This is a genomic window from Candidatus Eremiobacteraceae bacterium, assembly GCA_036511855.1.
GTDB lineage: Bacteria > Vulcanimicrobiota > Vulcanimicrobiia > Eremiobacterales > Eremiobacteraceae > JABCYQ01.
Genome location: DATCBN010000033.1, coordinates 1 through 17,941, shown reverse-complemented (window position 1 = coordinate 17,941; position 17,941 = coordinate 1). Strand labels below are relative to the sequence as shown.

Sequence of the window (17,941 nt, the reverse complement as noted above, 5' to 3'; positions counted from 1 at the left end):
CGGATGGATGGTGGGCGACGGGAAGGGCGTCGGCGAACCTTTAGGTTGAGGCGTCGCCGAGCCGCTCGGCAGCGGTGAGGGCGAACCGCCGGGTGTGGGCGATACGCCAGGCGTTGGTGATCCGCCATTGACGAAATTGTGCTGCGCGGGAATGACGGAGCCGCCGCCGCCGCCGCTGCCGCATCCGGACACCAAAAGCGCGATCGCCGCGAAGGCTATCGAACCGAGTTGAAATTTTGACTGCCTCATGTATACCCTCATGCTCACTACGCGGCTGTATCCGCGCAGAAGTCGCCCCATGTATGGGGTGTCTTCACCACTATGATAGCTTGAGACCAGGGTACGGCTCTATGCGACGAGTCACGCGTCTGATGGACGAGAGTCACACGTCGGTGATGTGCGTGAGCGACATCACGTTCGCTGCGAAACATCAAGTCCCGCGTCTTTAAATGACGGGGCCTCTAAACGGGTGAAGCGGTTCGAGCGGTTGGGCTAGACGGCTTGCGTCACTTTTCCGGGAATGCATATTCGGAGCGCGTCGATGACATCGGCGACATCGTCGTCGGTCATTGCGGGGTACAGCGGCAGTGAGATCAACCGCTGCCACAGCGCATCGGTCACCGGAAGTTGCGCCGCGCCGGCGCGGTGCGCCGTGAAGGTGTGACTCGGGATATAGTGCACGCTCGTGCCGATGTTCGCTGCTTTGAGATCATCGATGAGACGATCGCGGCTGATCCCGGCCGCTTTCTCATCGACGAGAATCGGGAACATGCACCAGCTATGCCGGTCCTTTGGTCCCATGTTGCCGACGCCGCCTACCGTCACGCCGGGGATCGCTACTATGGCCTGCACGTACGCGCGCGCGATCTCATCCCTGCGGCGCTGCATGGCGTCGAGCTTCTTCAATTGCGAAATCCCGAGAGTCGCCGCCATGTCCGGCATGTTGTCCTTATAACCGTGTTCGAGGATGTCGTAGCGCCACGATCCTGCGCTCGTGTAGCGTTTCCAGGCGTCGCGATCCATGCCGTGCAGCGCGAGCTGGCGGACACGTTCCATCAGCGCGTCGTCGCTAGTTACGAACATGCCGCCCTCGGCGGACGTGACGTTCTTCGTGGCGTAAAAACTGTACGCGGCGGCATCGCTGCGCGTGCCGGACCATTCGCCGTCGTCGCGCATCCCGGTAGAGAGCGCGGCGTCTTCGAAGACCTTGATTCCCCTTTTCTTGGCCCACGCGACGATCGGCGCGGCGCTGGCCGGACGGCCCGCGTAGTGCATGGTCATGATCGCTTTGGTCGCAGGGGTGGCCACAGCCTCGATCGTCTCGACCGACAAGCATAGCGTCTCGGGATCGATGTCGCAGAAGACTGGCTTTGCGCCGATCTGCACTGCGCAATTGGCGCCGGCCACGAAACTCAAGCTCGGCATCACGACTTCATCGCCTTCCCCGACCCCAAGCGCGATCATCCCGAGGTGCAGGGCCGCGGTGCAACTGTTGAGCGCCACGGCGTGCTTCACCCCGGTGGCCTCGGCGAAGAGCTTCTCGAACTCGCGTACCTTAGGCCCCGACGTGAGCCAGCCGCGCAACAGCGTATCGGTGACGGCATCGATGTCGTCTTGTTCGATGAACGGACGGCAGTATGGCAAGAATTCGGATCGCATCACGGCGCCCTTTCGAGGACGCGCGGCGGCGGCAGCGACGGCGTGGGCACCGGACCTGCGCGGACGTCGTCGCTCAAGACGACGCGCTCCTTTGCCATCACGCTGCGCGACATCGTGCCCGCCATCAAAGTGAGCGCGAACATCCACCACGTGAATTTTTGAAGCATGATATGCACGAACAGCGCGTTGACGAACGTGCCGAACACGCCGCCCTCGATCATGATGCGCATGTCGTAGAGCCGGTGGCCGATCGGAATGTGGCGCAGCGACCGGAACGTGGTCCACCATCCAAGGCAGAGCAAAGTGAGGCCGACGACTCCCAATTCAACGGCCGCTTCCAAGAGGATGTTGTGCGGACCGCGGCTCCATCCGGTGTAGAACGTGTTCCAGACCGACAAGAAATATTGATTGTAGGCGAACGTGAAATTGTCGAGGCCGGCGCCGAAGAGCCAATAGTGCTTCAACGCGGCGAAGCCGACTTTCCAAATCGGAATCCGGCCCGACCCGCCGTTGTCACCGCCGTGGGTATCCGGCGTCACGATTCGCGCCCAGAACTCAGGATACATCAGGCTGACGAGCAGTCCGCAGACGCTGACGAACACCAGTTGCGCGCGATAGCGGTCTTTCCAGAAGAAGTAGGCGATCGTGCAGACGTCCGCCAAGAGCGCGCCGCGCGAGCCCACGACGAATTGGCCGACCATCAGGATGGCGAAGGCGATGAGATACACGATCTTCTTGATGCCCCAGCGCTGGCGCAGCGCCGACATCACGACGATGCCGATCGGAAACACCATGGAGGCCGCGAAGAAGTCGGACGACAGTTTTGCATCGGGGTTGAAGTGCGCCTTCAGCCTGCCCTGATTCAGGTATTGGCCGCTGTTGAAGACGATGGCGCCGAAGATCGCAGCGATGCATGATCCGACGACGAACGACGCGAGGAGAATATTGAATTCTTTCTCGTCGATCGGCGTGATGACGAACGCGAGGAAGAGGACGACGAGCTGCGAGAACGTGGCGTAGTACGAGATCACCGTGTTGCCGCTGGTCATGGCCCAGAGAAGCGTGGCGGTGGCCCAGAGGAAATAGCCGATCCAGGCGACAGCGGCGATACCCGGATTGACGATCGAACGTCTTCGGATTATCCAGAAGATCAACGCCGTCAAAGCAAGTGCGCCGGCGACCTTGCAGACACTCGCGCCGGAGCCGATGCTGAGGTAGGAATCGGACGGCACGCATAGCGCGTACAGGGCGACCGGGAACAGCCACGGCCGCTTGACCGCGAAGATGAGCGCGGGCGGAATGAAGATGATCGTCAGCGCCATCGCGATGCCGGTCTTGGACCCGCACCATCCTGCGACCATGCCGTTCGCGATCGTGCAGCCCTGATCTCCCATGGCCAGTTCGAAAGCGATGGCGAGCAGGAAGGTGTATGCGGCCACCGCGATGCCGATCCCGACCCAGGTCCACGGAGTGAGTTTGGGTATTCTGACGGCGCCCAGCAGCGGAAGATATATCAAGATAGCTGTCCTCGAAAACCGGCTCTGTCGAGCGTGGCTTTCAATCTCGTGCGGATCATGTCGCGCACTCTGCTTCCGGAATGCGTCGCGTGGACGACATCCCGGCCGCGGGTGTTGAACGTGAGCGTGCCGGTCGCAAGCGCCGCACGCAATTCGCGGATATGGCAGGCGACTTCATTTTCCGTGCGGCCCATCCGCGCGGTCTCGAACGGCAGATTCCAGATCACCTGGCGCCCGTGGTTGAGGGCCTCCAAAACCATGTAGGAAAGGCCGTCGTGGCGCGGCAGGCGCAAGAGCACGTGCGACCTGGCGTAGATCAAATCCATCTGGCGCTGATAACCGAGAAATTCGACGTTCTTTGTCGCGCCGCGTCCGGCGCCGTCGTCGCCGACGACCAGAAAGTGCACGTCGGGAAAGCGCGACGCGAGCGAGAGAACGGTCGCGCCGTTGTAAAAATCGAACTTCCGGGTGGGCAGATACGACAGTACCGTGAGCGGCGGCGCGGGCAACGGAGTTGGCGCGACGCTGTCGATGACGCTCAGCGGCACCGTGATGGCCGAAATGCCGCCCGCTGCCAGCTCGTCGGCAAGATGCGCCGCGACCGCCCAATGCTCGACGAGTCCCGTGGCGTTCTGCTCTTGGACGAGAGGTTCGCGCACGCGAAGCACGTCGCTGCCTATCCAATGCTTGACGATCCGGCGCTCCAACGCTTTGCAGACCCCGAACACTCTGGAGTCGACGACGGGCCCGCCGCCGATCTGATAGACCAGATTGCAGAACGGAACGCGCAGCGCGGACATGCGGCCGTACACGAAGCCCAATTCGTCATCCGCAAGACGGCCCACGAACGGTTCGGCAAGCCTGCGGAAACCCAGCATGAGGACGGTGGCGCGCCGGCGCTCGTGATCGGCGCTTTCGGCGCCGGCGGTGCGAGCCGGCTTCGTTGACGCGTCGATCACAGCAGCACGATCCGTTCCCGGTCGTGCTTCACGTGCTTGGTGGCGTTGCGCGTGTCCAAGATCGCTTGCCCGTGGCTCACGATCAGTTCCCAATCGGTTTCGGCGTGGTCGGTCATGATCACGACGCAGTCCGCGCTCGCCAGCACTTCCGGCGTGAGCGGCACCGAGTGGCGCAGCCTCCCGTCACGGTCGCGGAAGCTGGGCACGCGCGGATCGTGATAGTTCACGACGGCATGGTCGCTTTCGAATAGATGCAGGCATTTGAGCGCCGGGGATTCTTGCCAATCGTCAACGTTCTTCTTATATGCCATGCCGATGAGCAGAATTTCGGCGTTGAGCATGGGTTTTGCCCGCATGTTCAGCTGGCGAATCACTTTTTCGCGCACGAACTGCGGCATGAGGATGTTGATCTCGGCCGCGAGTTCGGAGAAGCGCAGATGGAAGTCGTGCTGGCGCGCCGCCCATGCGAGGTAGAACGGATCGAGTGGAATCCAGTGGCCGCCGACCCCAGGGCCCGGATCGAAGCGCATGATGCCGTACGGTTTTGTGGCGGCGGCGTCGATGACTTCCCACACGTTGATGTCCAGCTTATCGCAGAGCAATGCCAGCTCGTTGACTAGCGCGATGTTGACCGCGCGGAACGTGTTCTCGAAGACTTTGGTGATCTCCGCGACTTTCGGGCTTGACACCGCGACGACGTCGGCGATGGTCTGCTTGTAAAACGTGGTCGCGACGTCAAGACAGGCAGGCGTCAGCGCGCCCACGATCTTGTTGATGTTGAAGGCGCGAAAATCGGTGTTGCCCGGATCCGAGCGGACGGGGGAAAAGGCGAGGAAATATTCCACGCCGGCGCGCAGCCCCGACGCGTCGAAGATGGGCCGGAGCACGTCTTCTGTGAGTCCCGGATACGTCGTGCTTTCGAGCGTGATGAGCGTGCCTGGACTCAGCTGCTTCGCGATGAGCTCGGCGATCTTGCGGATGAACGTGGTGTCCGGGTCTTTGTTCGACGTCACGGGTGTTGGGACGCAGATGATGATGACGTCGAAATCGCGGATCGTTCCGAAGTCGGTCGTGGCGGTGAGTTTGCCGCTCGCGACCGCCGACGCCAGATCGGCGTCGATGACATCGCGCAGATAGTTCAGCCCGTTATTGAGCTGAGCGACGCGGATGTGGTCGTGGTCCACGCCGACGACCTGAAAGCCGGCCTTCGCTTGCTCGACGGCGAGCGGAAGTCCGATGAAGCCGATGCCGATCACGCCCACGTGCGCGGTCCGTGAGATGATGCGCTCCTTCAGTTGCGCGAGATGATCGGGGACTTGCGCTAGCTCAATCGCTCGCATCGACACTCCCGGCAAGAGCGCGCGCATCGCTTGAGACCGCGTCGGTTGAGACCGCGCCGTTCGCGCGCGAGCCGTTCGAGGCGGCGGCGCTCGGCTTGGCTGTTGACTTGGCCGCCCTGACGGGCGTTAGATCTTCCGTCGCCAGGAGCGTCTGACTCGGCGTGTACGATGGGACGAGACGCTGCATGACTTCGACGACCGTTGCCGGATCGGGCGTGCGCACGGCGAGATCGAGCCGTCCGAGCGAATCGGAAAGACGTTCGTACTCGATGCGTTCCTGTTGCGCCATGAATAGGCGTTCGTTCACCGTCGGATTCTCGCGCTCCCGAGCGGTGAGGATCTCTTCGAACAGTTTCTCGCCCGGACGGATGCCGGAGAAGACGATATCGATGTCTTCGTACGGACGAAGTCCGGAAAGCGTGATGAGATTTTCCGCGAGCTCGACCACTCGGACCGGCTCGCCCATATCCATGACGAACACCTGGCCATCGCGGCCGATGGCCATCGCTTCGAGGACGAGGCTCACCGCCTCCGGGATCGTCATGAAGTGTCTGACCATGTCGGGATGCGTGACCGTGACCGGGCCTCCGCGCTCGATCTGGTTCTTGAAGGTGTGGATGACGCTGCCGCGGCTCCCAAGCACGTTGCCGAAGCGCACTGAAACGAATTCAGTGCCGGTGCGCCGCTCGAACGATTGACAGATCATCTCCGCGGCCCGCTTTGTGGCGCCCATCATGCTCGACGGGTTCACCGCTTTGTCGGTGGAGATCATCACGAATTTCGCGACACCGCTTGCGGCGGCGGCGAGCGCGACGACTTGCGTGCCGAGGACGTTGTTGCGGACCGCTTCGCAGATATTGTGCTCGACGATGGGCACGTGCTTATGCGCGGCCGCGTGGAAGACCAGATGTGGACGAAAGCGCGTGAACACGCGCCGGATGAGCGCTGCGTCGGCCACATCGGCCACGACGATCCTCGTGCGCGTGAATCCGAGCGAGCGCAGTTCTTGATCGATGGCGAACAAGCTGTTCTCGCCGTGCCCGAGCAGCAGCAGCAATCGTGGCTCGAACGCGGCGATCTGGCGGCAGAGCTCGCCGCCGATGGAACCGCCGGCGCCCGTGATCAACACGACCTGATTGCGCAAGTGGGGCGCGGCAAGCGCAGCATCGACGTTGACGCCGCGGCGCTGCAGCAGATCTTCGAGGCACACGTCGCGCAAGCGCGAGACTCGCACTGTGCCCATCAGCAACTCAGCGACTTCCGGCATCACCTTGACCAAGATCTTCGAGCCATCGGGCGCCGAGAGGTGCGAGCACATCTCGTTGATCCGCCGGACGCGATCCGGCGAAAGCTGTGAGGACGCGATGATGACGCATCCGGCGCCGCAACCTGCGGCGACGGTGGGCAGGCGGTCGATTCCCCCAAGGACGGGCACGCCTTCGACCGAATGGCGGTCCGTCTCATCGTCAAGACAGGCGACGACGTCGAAGGGCAGATCGGCGCGCGCGGCGATCGAACGCAAGACCGCGCTTGCTGCGTCTTTCGAACCGATGATGATCGCGCGCTGCGCGTGCGGCTTGCTCTGAGAAAGTCCGCGCGACAAACCGGATCTGCTGCCGAACAGGACCGATCGTGCGGCGATGTACAGGGCGGCAGCGACGATCGCTTGTGCCGCCGTCCACGGTGCGGACGACGCGAGCTGCGCATATATTGCAAGGATTCCGGCCGCGGCCGCGGTGCCGGCGCCGGCCCAGACCGTCCGCGTGGAATCGAACGAGAACCGTTCGAAGATAAAGGCCGCACAGGTCAGTAGCAGCGCCGGAAAAACTATCCCCGCCAATAGATTGCCGGTCGTCACCAAGTGACCCGAACCCGTGAGATAGCCGGCCGCCGCGAACGCGCCGGCGGCGATCGCTGCTTCGGCAGCGACCCGCAGCGCGAAGCGCAAGCGATCACCGCTTGCGCCGGGGCGAGCCTGCTTGCTCACGGTCACGTAGAATCCAACCTCTTTCTCAAGCGCCCGTCGAGTGCTCCAGATCGCCCGTCAACGACATGGAGTCCCCGTTCGACGTTTGGAAGGCGTAGACCACATCGTTACGGGTGGACGTCGCTCGGTTCATCACGATGCCCAACAGGTTAGCGGTGGTCGCGAATTGTAAGCGCTGCACCGCACGCTGCGCGGTGCCCGAATCGGTATGACCGGCGGAGACCACGAGGACCACGCCGTCGGTCTTCGCGGCGAGCGCAGCGGCGTCGATGACCGGCATCAATGCCGATGTGTCGAAGATGATGGTCTGGTACGTGTCGAGCAGTCCGGCGATGATCTCATCAAAACGCGCAGACTGGATGAGCTTGACCGGATTTGGCGCTTGCGCGCCGGCCGGCATCATGTCGAGATTGGCGTAACGCGTGGCGACGATGACATCGTGCGGCGTGGCATCGCCGATGACGACGTTTGTGAGGCCCCTATCGTTTGCGACGCCTAGGCGATCGTGAAGCGCAGGCCGCCGCATGTCGGCGTCGATGAGCAGAACCCGCGGCCCCATTTCCGCCATGGCGATGGCGGTGCTCAACGCGACGGTGGTCTTGCCGTCGCCTTGCGCCGGGCTCGTGATCGCGATCGTGCGCAGCGGCTTATCCGATGAGAACCGGATCGCGGTGACCAGTTGAAGGTACGCCTCGATCGTGAGAGCGCGCAGTTGCGGCAGACGCGCTTGGGCTTTGCGGTCGATCGCCTCGAGGTTCGGTATGTTGGTGAGAAGAGGCGCCGGTAGAGAGCGCAAGACATCGTTCTCGTCTTTGAGCGTGTTGTCGAAGAAGTCGATGACGAAGACGCCGCTGAGACCCAGCAAGAGCCCGAGAATCAGGCCGATGGCGAGCACGAGCACCCAGGACGGCTTCACTTGCGCGAACGCCGGATTGGCAGGCTCCGACACGGTGACGTTCGACAGCGCGAGCGTTTTCGCGACCAGCGCGTCGTCGTAGTGCTGCCGCAGCGTCGCGTAGACGCTGTTGGCGAGTCCCGCGTCGCGCTGCAAGTTGGCAAGTTTTTGGGTGGTGTTGGGGAGTTGCCCGACGCGCGCTTGGTTTTGCCGCTGTTGGACTTCAAGCGCGGTGAGCTGTTGCGCATCGCTCGCGATCTGCGTGCGCAGCGCCGCCCCCTGCTGTTCGAGCGATTGCGACACCGGATTGGGGACGATCGTATTCCCTTGGACGTATGTGGGCGGCTGCGCCGAAAGCTCCTTTTGAAGCTGCTGCTCCTGCTGCTCGAGCGCGATGACGGTGGGGTGCGCCTCGGTGTATTGCTTGCGCGCGTATGCGAGCTGCACTTTCACCTGCTCGAGTTGCTGCTGGAGCTGCGTGACGACCGGATTCTGCTGCACCGATGTTGCGCCGACCGTGGTGCGCGACGCGGAGTCGATTTGACCGACGACGTTGCCGAGCGCGGCTTGGGCTTGCTGCTGATCGACCTGGACCTGCGCGATGCGCGTGGCCGTGTCGGTGAACTGGCCGACCGTGGCTTGTGTCTGGGCGCTGATGTCCGCGATGCTGTGCTCGTTCTCAAAATCGGCGAGGGCAGTGTTTGCTTTGTTCATCGTGACTTGGGCGCTTGGGATCTGCGTCTGCAGGTATTGCATCTCGCTGACCGATTGGCCGGCGATCAATCCACGCTGCTTCTCGATGAGCACTTTGCCGAATTCGTTGGCGATGGCGGCTGACGTCTCTTTAGTGGACCACGTCGCCTGGAGCGTGACGATCTGCGTGTTGGTGACCGGCTGGACGACGATGTGATATTTCAACAGATCGTACGGGCTGATGTGCTTGAGACTGAGGTTCTTGATCACCTTTGCAGCGACACTCTTGTCTTGGATGAGCGTGGCGTAAGTCTCGACGGATTGGACGCCGCTCGCCGCGAGCAGAGCGTTCAAGACCGGCAGATCGGAATTGGTGCCGCTCAAGTTCGTGGCCGAGTTGCCCGTGATGAGCTCGACTTGCGTCATGTACGTCTTGGGCCACAAGAACGCATAGATAAGACAGACGATGAAGAACACGCCGAAAATGGCGAAAAAAGTCCGACGCCGGCGGACCAGCGTAGTGAATATCTTTTCGAAGTCGTTCTCTCGGCTCTGATCTTGCACGGCCGAGACGTGGCCGTTGCTGGGCAGTTGATACATGGTCCGTTATGCCTCTCGATCCTCTTTAAAAAAAAGTCGTGGGGCGGTCGGCGACCGCCCCGCGTTGCTTACGGTGTTGGCGTTCCGGTGCACGAGGCCGGCCCGAGCGGACACGGCGTCGGTATGCTCAGGTCGCCGCTGCCCGCGACCGCGTTGATGTCGGACGTGATCAGCGTGTTCAACGGCTGCGTCGGATTCCAAGTCGGCTCTTTCGGACTCGGGAAGAGCGACAGGCCGGCGAGCGATTGCGCCGCGATGTCGTTGAGCAGCGCGGTTTCGGCGAAGTTGATCGGGCCCGTTGTCAAGTGCGTCACCCAAGCTTGCACAGCGTTGAAGTTCCAATCGTCAAACGCGGTCTCGCAATTGTGGTTGAGGCACTGCGACGACTTCTTGTAGACGTAGAGAGCGGCGGCGGTGGTATAGTTGTCGCTCATCGATGCCGACGCGAGCACGGAGTTCGAGTCGCCCAAACCGAGCGATGTGGCGGGTGTCTTGCCGGCGAAGAGCAACGTCCAGCCTTGCGGTCCGGCGCCGCCGGACGGCTCAGCGATGACGATGTAGTTGCGGCCCGCGACCAGGACATATGGTGATGGCCCAGGAGTGGCTTGGGTGGGGGAAACCGCACTCCAGTGTCCGCCCGCGTCCGTCAGCGCGATGCCCGCTTGCGGGAAGCAGCCGCAACTGAACACGGCGCTTATGTTCGCCGCAGGTCCGTATGTGAAGCCGGATCCGACGGTGCCGCCTGTGGAGACTTGCATGCCGCCCGAAAGGACGACCGGTGATCCCACCGGACTCGGCGTCGGCGTTGGCGTCGGCGATGGGACCGGCGAGGGCGAGACGCCCACGCTGGGCGATGGGTTGGGTCCGGGTCCAGGCAACGCGGAACTACCGCCCGAGCCGCCGCCGCATCCTGCGACGACTGCTGCGCCGAGCGCTACCGCGGCGCAGGCTCCGATGACGAATTGTTTGCTCCTCATGATCGCGTTCGACTCCTTCAAATCCTACCTGCCCTAGATGTACCTAAGATGTATTCGAGGTCTAAATGTTCACAAGCGTTTTAAGCCCGATGAGCAACAAGTAAAGCGGATTCGTGCCGTTACCGTTGAGCCCGTGCTTCGACTTAGGAACGAATACGATGTCGCCTTTTTGAAGAGGCATGTCCACGTTCGTCTTGCCCTGCTGCAGTGAATCGTAGAGATTGACGTTGTAGTTCTGCACTTGACCAGTCGGCAGCGTGCGCATGACGTGGATATTGTTCAGATCCGCGTCGGCGCTATTGCTGTTGCCTGCTTTTGCGATGGCCATCGAGAGACGGTCGCCCTGCGACAGTTCGACCTCGCCCGGATGATCCACCGCGCCCGAGACTTCGACGTCGATCAGCACCGGTGATGGGATATAAACGATGGAACCGTCGGTGACCGGCAAGTCCAGCGACGTGTCGCCGTCGCCGTACAGTTTTTGCAGCGAGACTTCTCTCAGTTGGCCGCTGTAGTCCGTCAGCTTCGCGGTGGGATAGGCTTGCGCGGTGCCTGCGAGTCCGCCGGCCACCGACACGGCATCGGTCAGATGCGCGGCCGAGGTCAATTGGTACTTGCCGGGTTTTTGCACGCCGCCGAGCACGAGCACGTTGATCTCGCCTTGTTGGGCTAAGATGATGCTCACGACCGGATTACGGACGAACTTCTTCAGTGCGTGGGCTATGGTCTGCGCCGCGTCGTCGGGCGATTGGCCCGCCACGTGCACTTTGCCGATCAGCGGATATTGGATATCGCCGGACGGCAAGACCGTCACCGACTGCGACAGCGACGAATCGCCGAATACCTGGACGTTCAATTGGTCGCCGGAATGGATGATATAGTCCGCGGAATGGGCGGGAGCCGCCGCAGGCGCCGGTGCGGCCGGGACAGACGTTGCCGCAGGTGCCGGAGCGCTGGTCGGAGCGCTTAAGGCTGCACAAGGCGCGGCGAGCAGCGTCGTCGCGACCAACGACGCAGTGGTGATTTTTCCGATGGTCCAAGCTGAATCAAACATATTGCTCACAAAATTTCCTATACATTAGATTAGTGCGTGGAAGGGGGCAGTTCGTTACATCCATTTGCGCCCATCTTGCCGCCGCCGCCATATTCTGCGATCAGCAGCCTGCCGCCGAGGTTTGGATCGACCCAGGCTTGGCCAAGATTCAGCGCTCGTAGCGCTGCGACGAGTACTTCGACCGACGACCCCGTGCTGACTGCGCAGGTGCATCCGGCTTTCATCGCATTGTGGACGAGAGTTGGTTGGCCGCCGCCAACGAGTGCGCACAGCGGGACACCAGGCAGCGAGAGTGCGAGCATCGAGGCTGTCTGGAGTGGATCGCTGAGCTGTGCTTCGAAACCGATGAGCACGGCGCCGATGTTCTGTTGCCGCAGCTCGGCCGCCGATACGCCGGCATGCGGATACGAAGCGATCACTTCGGCGATGCCGCTCTCTTCGATCAAGGCGGCAAAGGCTTCGCGCACGATGTTCTGATCATCGACGAGCGCGACGCGGAGTAGTTTTATGCTTTGTATGGCCATCTCAAGTAATATCCTAGCTTTTATGTGGCTGTGGCGCTATGCGGGAATGGGCCTTGACGGTCTAGGTCTACTGACCTTTTCGCAACCCGGAGTGGTCCGAATGGCCTAATGGCGGCCGTTGGTGGCGAGCATCGGTTTGGTGCGGCTTCGTCCGTCGCCGAGCGTTTCGACAGTGAATCCGGCGTCCGACCATTGTGTAGCATCAAAGAATTTGCGAGCGTCGACAAGGAGGCGGCTGCGCATACGAGGTCCGATGTCGACCGGGTCCAGCTTCTGAAAGATGCGGTGACCCACGACAAGCACGACCGCGTCCGCACCTTCGACCGCAGCTTCGAGGCTCGGGTACAGTCCATGTTTGAAGCCGCGTGCGATGGGATCGAAGACCGCGGTCTCGTAATCGAGCTCTTCGAAGAGCGCGACCAGTTTTTCCGACGGGCTTTCACGCGAATCGTCCACGTCGGCCTTATATGATGCGCCGAGCAACGCGATCTTGCGATGCTCCCCGCTCGGCACGTGATCCCTGACCCGGCGCACGATGTGATTCGGCATACGGGCGTTCACGCGGCGAGCGGTTTGGATGAGTTCCGTCGCAAACGGATGAGCGTCCGCAAGGAATTGTGGATCAATCGGGATGCAGTGCCCTCCGACGCCTGGCCCCGGATTCAGGATGTCGACGCGCGGATGCTTGTTCGCCAATCTGATGACTTCCCACGCGTCGACTTCGAGATCCTCGCATAGCACCGCGAGCTCGTTCGCGAGCGCGATGTTCACATCTCGAAACGTGTTTTCGACGACCTTGACGAGTTCCGCCGTCGTGCTGTCGGTTTCGATCAGCTCGCCATCGACGAACGACGCGTAGAGCGCTTTGGCCCTGCTCGCGTCTTCGGGCCGGCGGCCGCCGATGATCCGTCCGTTCTCCTTGAGCTCGCGCACGATCGCGCCGGGGATGACGCGCTCCGGGCAATGGGCGAGAAAAATCGAATCCGGATCGACGCTGGCTGCGCGCATCGCCGGGACGACGGTGCGCTCGAGCGTGCCCGGCGGCACGGTCGATTCGAGGATGACCAGTTCTCCGCCGTGCAGGAGCGGCGCGACGGCCTTAGCGGCGGATTGCACGTATGAAAGATCGGGGCGCCCGTCAGACGTGTTCGGCGTCGGCACGCAGATGATGTAGGCATCTGCAGCGGTGAGATCATCGACGATCGATAGATTTCCGGATGCGAGAGCCTTTGCGACGATATCTCTGACTTCGGTCTCGGCGATGTGACCCGCGCCGGCCCGCAACTGCGCGCGCATGGCAACGTTGACATCGTAGCCGAAGACGCGATGACCTGCGAGCGCCAACATCGATGCGGTGGGCAGACCGATGTAGCCAAGCCCCAGGACGGTGACTTTCATTCGAGCCTCGTTTGACGTTGGTATTGACGTGCCGGGAGGGTAGACAATAGTGTCAGATGATTGTAGCTTGTTGTACCTTGTCCGAAAAAGAACGGCATTGCCTGCGAAGTCTGCCCCATCAGCCCTAATAAACGGCGCTTTCTGGGCCCTAGGGCCTAGTTGCGGCAACGGCCGGCAAGATCTCGTTCGCAGATATCCGCGGCTCCGCGCCGTCGTCGTAGAGCCGCTCGAGACCGAACATCTGGAGAATCTCGGCCGCGCGTCTCGCCTCGCCGTCGGAGACGAACGATCGCCAGCCGTCCGAGCGTGCGCCGCCGAGCGCGATGCCAGCCGCGGATTCCCACGCCATGGACGACGGCCGCGCGAGACGGGCGAAGGCGTCTTCGGTGAGCGGCCTGCCGATGAATGCGAAGAGCCGCGCGATTTCCCGGCGCGGATCGCTTCGAAAATCCTCGTAGAACGCGACGTGGATCTCGCCCGCGGTGAACTGGCGCAGCGGCACGTAGTTCTCGATGCACCATTGCGCGACGTGCATCTCAAACGGCTCTTTGAGTTGCTCGAGCCGCTCGCGCATCGGCGACAGATGATCTTCGAGGAGCTGCGGCTGGTGAAGGAATGCCTCGAGATCGTGGCCCCATCCGTAACGAAGCCGCGATGAGGCCACAGCGCAGGGATGTCTGAACATCAGCACGATCGGCATCCCGGGGAACTTCTCGAAGAGCCAACGCAAGAAGAGGTGCGCGCGGATATCCTTTATCAAGCGCTTCTTGCTCACGACGCGATGGTTGTAATAGTCGGCCCATCCATTGCGAAATTTTCCATTGACGATCGCGCGCGCGGCATCCACGAATTCGGGCCGGTCGTCGCCGGGCCGAAGATACTGACGGTTGCCGAAGGCGCCGCAAAGCGGCACCGTGCGTGCGTTGAAGGGCTCGAAGATAAAGCGGAACGCATTGTCGTAATTGATCATCTCCGCTATCCATGTCGTGCCTCCGCGGCCGCTTCCCGCGAGAAAGATCGTGTCGCGGTGATCGCCGCCGAGGTCGAAATGCGCCTGTTTGACCATCGACTTCACGCCGCGCAGACCGGCTTTCGTCCGCTCGCGGATCGAAGCGTCGAAGCCGTTCACTTCGTGCGCCGGCAGGGAGCGCCGCGGCGCGAGTCACGAGGAGAACATTGGGTGCGGGCCGGATAGTCCGTCAACGTATGAGTGCCGTCTTGCACGATCGTGCAGATCTTCCCGTGGCTCGAACCGTCGATCCGCAACTCGTCCGCATCGGACTCGTCATGCCGGTCTTCAACGAAGCGGCCAGCTTGGCGGAGACGCTTGCGAGCATCGCTGCGCAGACATTCGATCACCGCCGCATCCAGCTCGTCGCCGTCGACGGCGCATCCACCGATGAAAGCGTCGCCGTGGTCGATCGCTGGCTGGCCGCTGCGGACATACAGGGCACGGTGGTGAGCAATCCCCGGCGGCGCATTCCGATCAGCTTGAACGCAGGCATCCGGCAACTGGCCGTCACCGACTTGATCGTCCGCCTCGACGCGCACACGACGTACGGACCGGCGTACCTCGCGGATATCGTCGCCGCGTTCGCGGACGGACCTCCGGATCTCGGCTGCGTCGGCGGACACCAAGTGCCCGATGAAGGCGGCACCTTTCAATCCCGCCTCTCCGGCGCGCTCCTCACGCATCCGCTCGGCGTGGCGAGACTCGACGTCCTGCAGCTCACCCAACCCCGGTACACGGATACGATGTATCTCGGCGCGTGGCGGCCGGGACTCTTGCAGCGGTTGGGTGGCTTCGACGAAAACTGGATCGCGAACGAGGATTCGGAACTCGAATCGCGCCTTCGCGCCGACGGTTGGCGCATGCTGCTCATTCCGGTGGAAAACCGCTATCACGTGACGCGCGGCGTGTGGTCCACCGTCCGGCAATGGTCGGGATACGGATTCTGGCGCGCGCAGACGATTCGACGATATCCGGTTGAACGGCGGTGGCGTCATGCGGTCGTCCTTCTCGGTCTGTTCACGCTTATCGCGATCCTCATCTCACCTTGGCGCATGCTTTTGCTCCCGGCGTATGCGATCTACGCGCTCGCGGTCGTCGTTCTTGGCGCGCGGCAAGCGCCGATCGGCGTCAACCTCTGCGCGTGCGTGCTGTTTCCGGTCGTCCATGTGTTGTATGCGGTTAACTTCCTGCGCGGTCTCGCACACTCCCCGCCCAAATTCGTTTCGTCGCTCTAGCCTGGTGCTACGGATGCAATATCCGTCGCACCCGAAAACGTCGCAAGCGCTCCATCCATGTCGGGCAGCCATGCGCGGCCGTAGATCCGTTCCAAACCGAATGATGCCACGATCTCATATGCCCGGTCGATCTGGTCTCGCGAAAGTTGACCGCGCCACGATTCGGTTAGGCTTTCTTCGCTGATGACCGCCGACGACCGCGCGCGTCCTGCGGCGAACGCAGAGGCTGTCGATCGCGTGAGCGTGGAGAATATCCTCGCATCGTATGGCCGCCCCAAAAACGCGAACAATCGATCGAGTTCGCGCGCCGGATCGACGCAAAAATTTTCGTAGTACGCCAGATGCACGCCGCCCGGCGCTAATTGGCGGAACGGAACGTAGTTCTCGACGCACCAGTCGAAGACGTGGCGCTCGAAATCTGTACTAGCGGCTCGTATCGCGCCTGCGAACGGCGCGAGATGATCCGTCACGAGATCGGGCTGCCCGAGGTAATCTTCACGGATGTCGTCCCATCCGAGCTTAGCCCGCGAATGCGCCACCGCGCATGGATGGCGAAGCACCAGCACGATCGGCATTGCGGGAAAGCGGGCGCGAAGCCATCCGAGCATCAGCGTGCATCGCACGTCCTTCACGATGCGCGAAGTGCAGACGATCCGGCGGTTCAATTGATCGATGAACCCATCGCGGATGGCGCCGGTGAAGATCGACGTCGCCGGTCCAAGGTACGTCGGGTCGACATTTGACGGCCGCAAATACTGGCGCCGTCGGAACGCCTTCACTGCTGGGACGTGGGCGCGAAAAAAAGGCTCGATCATGAGGCGGTAGTAGTTGTCGTAGTTCGCGACGCCGACGAGCCACGTCGTGCCGCTGCGGCCGGAGCCGCAGAGCAGCACGGTCGCGCTTGCGTCCCGGTTTACATCGACGTACAAATTGTGAACTATGACGGAAAGGCGGCGGCGGATTCGGCCGGCGATCGTCAATGATTTCGGCCGCCGGCGTGCGTCGTCCACCGTCTACTTTTTCACGCCGAGCATCTCGTATGCCGCATTGACGTCCGGCATCGTTTCTTCGTTGTAAATGCGATCGAGTCCGAACAAGGACAAGATGCGCACCGCCCGGCGGACGCGTTCGGCCGAAATGGCTTCACGCCACTGCTCTAGGACGTTGCCGCCGGTGACGATGGCGCTTTTTCTTCTGCGGGTCTGAGTCGAAGGTTTGGTGAGCACCGAAAGTGCCTTCTCGTCGTAGATGCGCCCGATGTGCCGGAAGACTCCTGCGATCGCCGCTGCCGGCTCGGAAACGAACCGTTCGTAAAAGGCAAGATGGATCTCCCCAGCCGCGAATTGGCGCAACGGCACGTACGACTCGACGCACCACCTGAATACTTGCTGATCGAACGGATCGGTGGCGGCTCTCATCTCTTCCGCGACACCCGCGAGATGATCTTCGACGAGCGCCGCCTGCGAGAGATAGGGATCCGCGTACGTCTCCCAGCCCAAGACCATGCGCGACGCCACCGTGGCCAATGGGTGGCGCCACAATTGGATCACGGGCATGCCGGGAAAATTGACGTTCAGCCATTTGAGAAAAAGATTGACTCGGATATCCTTGATGATGCGGCGCGTCGCATACCATTTGTTGTTGTACTGGTTGACCCATCCGCCTTTCAATCGCCCGGCTAGAACGCGGCCGGCCATTTCGCGTCTGCTTGGATCAACCGCATCCGGCCGAAGGTAGAGTGCCGGGCCGAACGAACGGCACATAGGCACCTCTTTGGGATAGAAGGGTTCGAACATCATGCGGTAAGTATTGTCATAGTTGAGGATCTGCGCGATCCACGTCGTGCCGCTGCGTCCGCCCCCCGCTAGAAAGATGGTAGAGCGGTGGTCGCCGCCGGCGTCGACGAAGAACTCATGGCTCGCGCGCACGGCCTTGGACGCGAGCTTGCGATAGTTGTGGCGGATGACCTTGCCGGCCATGCTGATCAAGATATGAACGCCTGCGGCCACGGCCCGTCGGTGGCCCACGGGTCGGTGAGCTTCGGCATGGAATCGGCTCCATAGAACCGGTCTAACCCGAAGAGCGCGAGTA

At 62.0% G+C, this 17,941-nt stretch carries 15 protein-coding genes; 1 reads left to right on the top strand and 14 read right to left on the bottom strand.

The features are described 5' to 3' along the window. The 12 genes from VII69_05105 to VII69_05050 all read right to left on the bottom strand — a co-directional run. Positions 1 to 249, bottom strand: a 249-nt coding sequence (locus VII69_05105) for a hypothetical protein (GenBank protein HEY5094483.1), incomplete at its 3' end; no start/stop codon positions are given. Between the two features lie 243 nt (positions 250 to 492). After that, complete coding sequence (locus VII69_05100) at positions 493 to 1,659, bottom strand: DegT/DnrJ/EryC1/StrS aminotransferase family protein (GenBank protein HEY5094482.1); 1,167 nt, start codon at positions 1,657 to 1,659, stop codon at positions 493 to 495. Further along, positions 1,659 to 3,176 carry an O-antigen ligase family protein gene (locus VII69_05095; protein ID HEY5094481.1) on the bottom strand — a complete coding sequence of 506 codons (1,518 nt, stop codon included), beginning with the start codon at positions 3,174 to 3,176 and terminating at the stop codon, positions 1,659 to 1,661. The genes VII69_05100 and VII69_05095 overlap by 1 nt, the downstream gene beginning before the upstream one ends. Further along, positions 3,173 to 4,135: a hypothetical protein gene (locus VII69_05090; protein HEY5094480.1), complete on the bottom strand. Its 963-nt coding sequence runs from the start codon at positions 4,133 to 4,135 to the stop codon at positions 3,173 to 3,175. Before VII69_05090 ends, VII69_05095 begins: the two co-directional genes overlap by 4 nt. After that, positions 4,132 to 5,502, bottom strand: a complete 1,371-nt coding sequence (locus VII69_05085; GenBank protein HEY5094479.1) for a nucleotide sugar dehydrogenase — start codon at positions 5,500 to 5,502, stop codon at positions 4,132 to 4,134. Before VII69_05085 ends, VII69_05090 begins: the two co-directional genes overlap by 4 nt. Continuing rightward, positions 5,462 to 7,468, bottom strand: a complete 2,007-nt coding sequence (locus tag VII69_05080; protein ID HEY5094478.1) for a nucleoside-diphosphate sugar epimerase/dehydratase — start codon at positions 7,466 to 7,468, stop codon at positions 5,462 to 5,464. The genes VII69_05085 and VII69_05080 overlap by 41 nt, the downstream gene beginning before the upstream one ends. A 19-nt stretch (positions 7,469 to 7,487) precedes the next feature. After that, the gene (locus tag VII69_05075) at positions 7,488 to 9,650 is read right to left on the bottom strand and encodes a polysaccharide biosynthesis tyrosine autokinase (protein ID HEY5094477.1); all 2,163 of its coding nucleotides are present in this window, start codon (positions 9,648 to 9,650) and stop codon (positions 7,488 to 7,490) included. Positions 9,651 to 9,718: 68 nt separating this feature from the next. Beyond that, the gene (locus VII69_05070; protein ID HEY5094476.1) at positions 9,719 to 10,627 is read right to left on the bottom strand and encodes a hypothetical protein; all 909 of its coding nucleotides are present in this window, start codon (positions 10,625 to 10,627) and stop codon (positions 9,719 to 9,721) included. A 61-nt stretch (positions 10,628 to 10,688) separates the two neighbouring features. After that, positions 10,689 to 11,681 (bottom strand): polysaccharide biosynthesis/export family protein, encoded by a 993-nt coding sequence (locus tag VII69_05065; GenBank protein ID HEY5094475.1) that lies wholly within the window; start codon positions 11,679 to 11,681, stop codon positions 10,689 to 10,691. A gap of 29 nt (positions 11,682 to 11,710) precedes the next feature. Next, positions 11,711 to 12,205 (bottom strand): hypothetical protein, encoded by a 495-nt coding sequence (locus VII69_05060; GenBank protein HEY5094474.1) that lies wholly within the window; start codon positions 12,203 to 12,205, stop codon positions 11,711 to 11,713. 105 nt (positions 12,206 to 12,310) lie between these two features. Then, positions 12,311 to 13,603, bottom strand: a complete 1,293-nt coding sequence (locus VII69_05055) for a nucleotide sugar dehydrogenase (protein ID HEY5094473.1) — start codon at positions 13,601 to 13,603, stop codon at positions 12,311 to 12,313. A 148-nt stretch (positions 13,604 to 13,751) separates the two neighbouring features. After that, entirely contained in the window at positions 13,752 to 14,732 is a 981-nt protein-coding gene (locus VII69_05050) for a sulfotransferase domain-containing protein (GenBank protein HEY5094472.1), read from the bottom strand. A gap of 77 nt (positions 14,733 to 14,809) precedes the next feature. Here VII69_05050 and VII69_05045 point away from each other — a divergent pair, with 77 nt between their 5' ends. Beyond that, positions 14,810 to 15,850, top strand: a complete 1,041-nt coding sequence (locus VII69_05045; protein HEY5094471.1) for a glycosyltransferase — start codon at positions 14,810 to 14,812, stop codon at positions 15,848 to 15,850. Here the strand turns inward: VII69_05045 and VII69_05040 are convergent. Continuing rightward, the gene (locus VII69_05040; protein ID HEY5094470.1) at positions 15,847 to 16,860 is read right to left on the bottom strand and encodes a sulfotransferase; all 1,014 of its coding nucleotides are present in this window, start codon (positions 16,858 to 16,860) and stop codon (positions 15,847 to 15,849) included. The two genes, VII69_05045 and VII69_05040, sit on opposite strands and share 4 nt — an antisense overlap. A gap of 3 nt (positions 16,861 to 16,863) precedes the next feature. Beyond that, positions 16,864 to 17,829 (bottom strand): sulfotransferase, encoded by a 966-nt coding sequence (locus VII69_05035; protein HEY5094469.1) that lies wholly within the window; start codon positions 17,827 to 17,829, stop codon positions 16,864 to 16,866. Positions 17,830 to 17,941: the final 112 nt, after the last annotated feature.

What these genes read in the sequence shown, in the direction of transcription:
- VII69_05065 (HEY5094475.1), bottom strand. Translation starts at nt 11,681, where the DNA reads ATGTTTGATTCAGCTTGGACCATCGGAAAAATCACCACTGCGTCGTTG.
- VII69_05075 (HEY5094477.1), bottom strand. Translation starts at nt 9,650, where the DNA reads ATGTATCAACTGCCCAGCAACGGCCACGTCTCGGCCGTGCAAGATCAG.
- VII69_05100 (HEY5094482.1), bottom strand. Translation starts at nt 1,659, where the DNA reads ATGCGATCCGAATTCTTGCCATACTGCCGTCCGTTCATCGAACAAGAC.
- VII69_05085 (HEY5094479.1), bottom strand. Translation starts at nt 5,502, where the DNA reads ATGCGCGCGCTCTTGCCGGGAGTGTCGATGCGAGCGATTGAGCTAGCG.
- VII69_05055 (HEY5094473.1), bottom strand. Translation starts at nt 13,603, where the DNA reads ATGAAAGTCACCGTCCTGGGGCTTGGCTACATCGGTCTGCCCACCGCA.
- VII69_05060 (HEY5094474.1), bottom strand. Translation starts at nt 12,205, where the DNA reads ATGGCCATACAAAGCATAAAACTACTCCGCGTCGCGCTCGTCGATGAT.
- VII69_05035 (HEY5094469.1), bottom strand. Translation starts at nt 17,829, where the DNA reads ATGGCCGGCAAGGTCATCCGCCACAACTATCGCAAGCTCGCGTCCAAG.
- VII69_05045 (HEY5094471.1), top strand. Translation starts at nt 14,810, where the DNA reads ATGAGTGCCGTCTTGCACGATCGTGCAGATCTTCCCGTGGCTCGAACC.
- VII69_05070 (HEY5094476.1), bottom strand. Translation starts at nt 10,627, where the DNA reads ATGAGGAGCAAACAATTCGTCATCGGAGCCTGCGCCGCGGTAGCGCTC.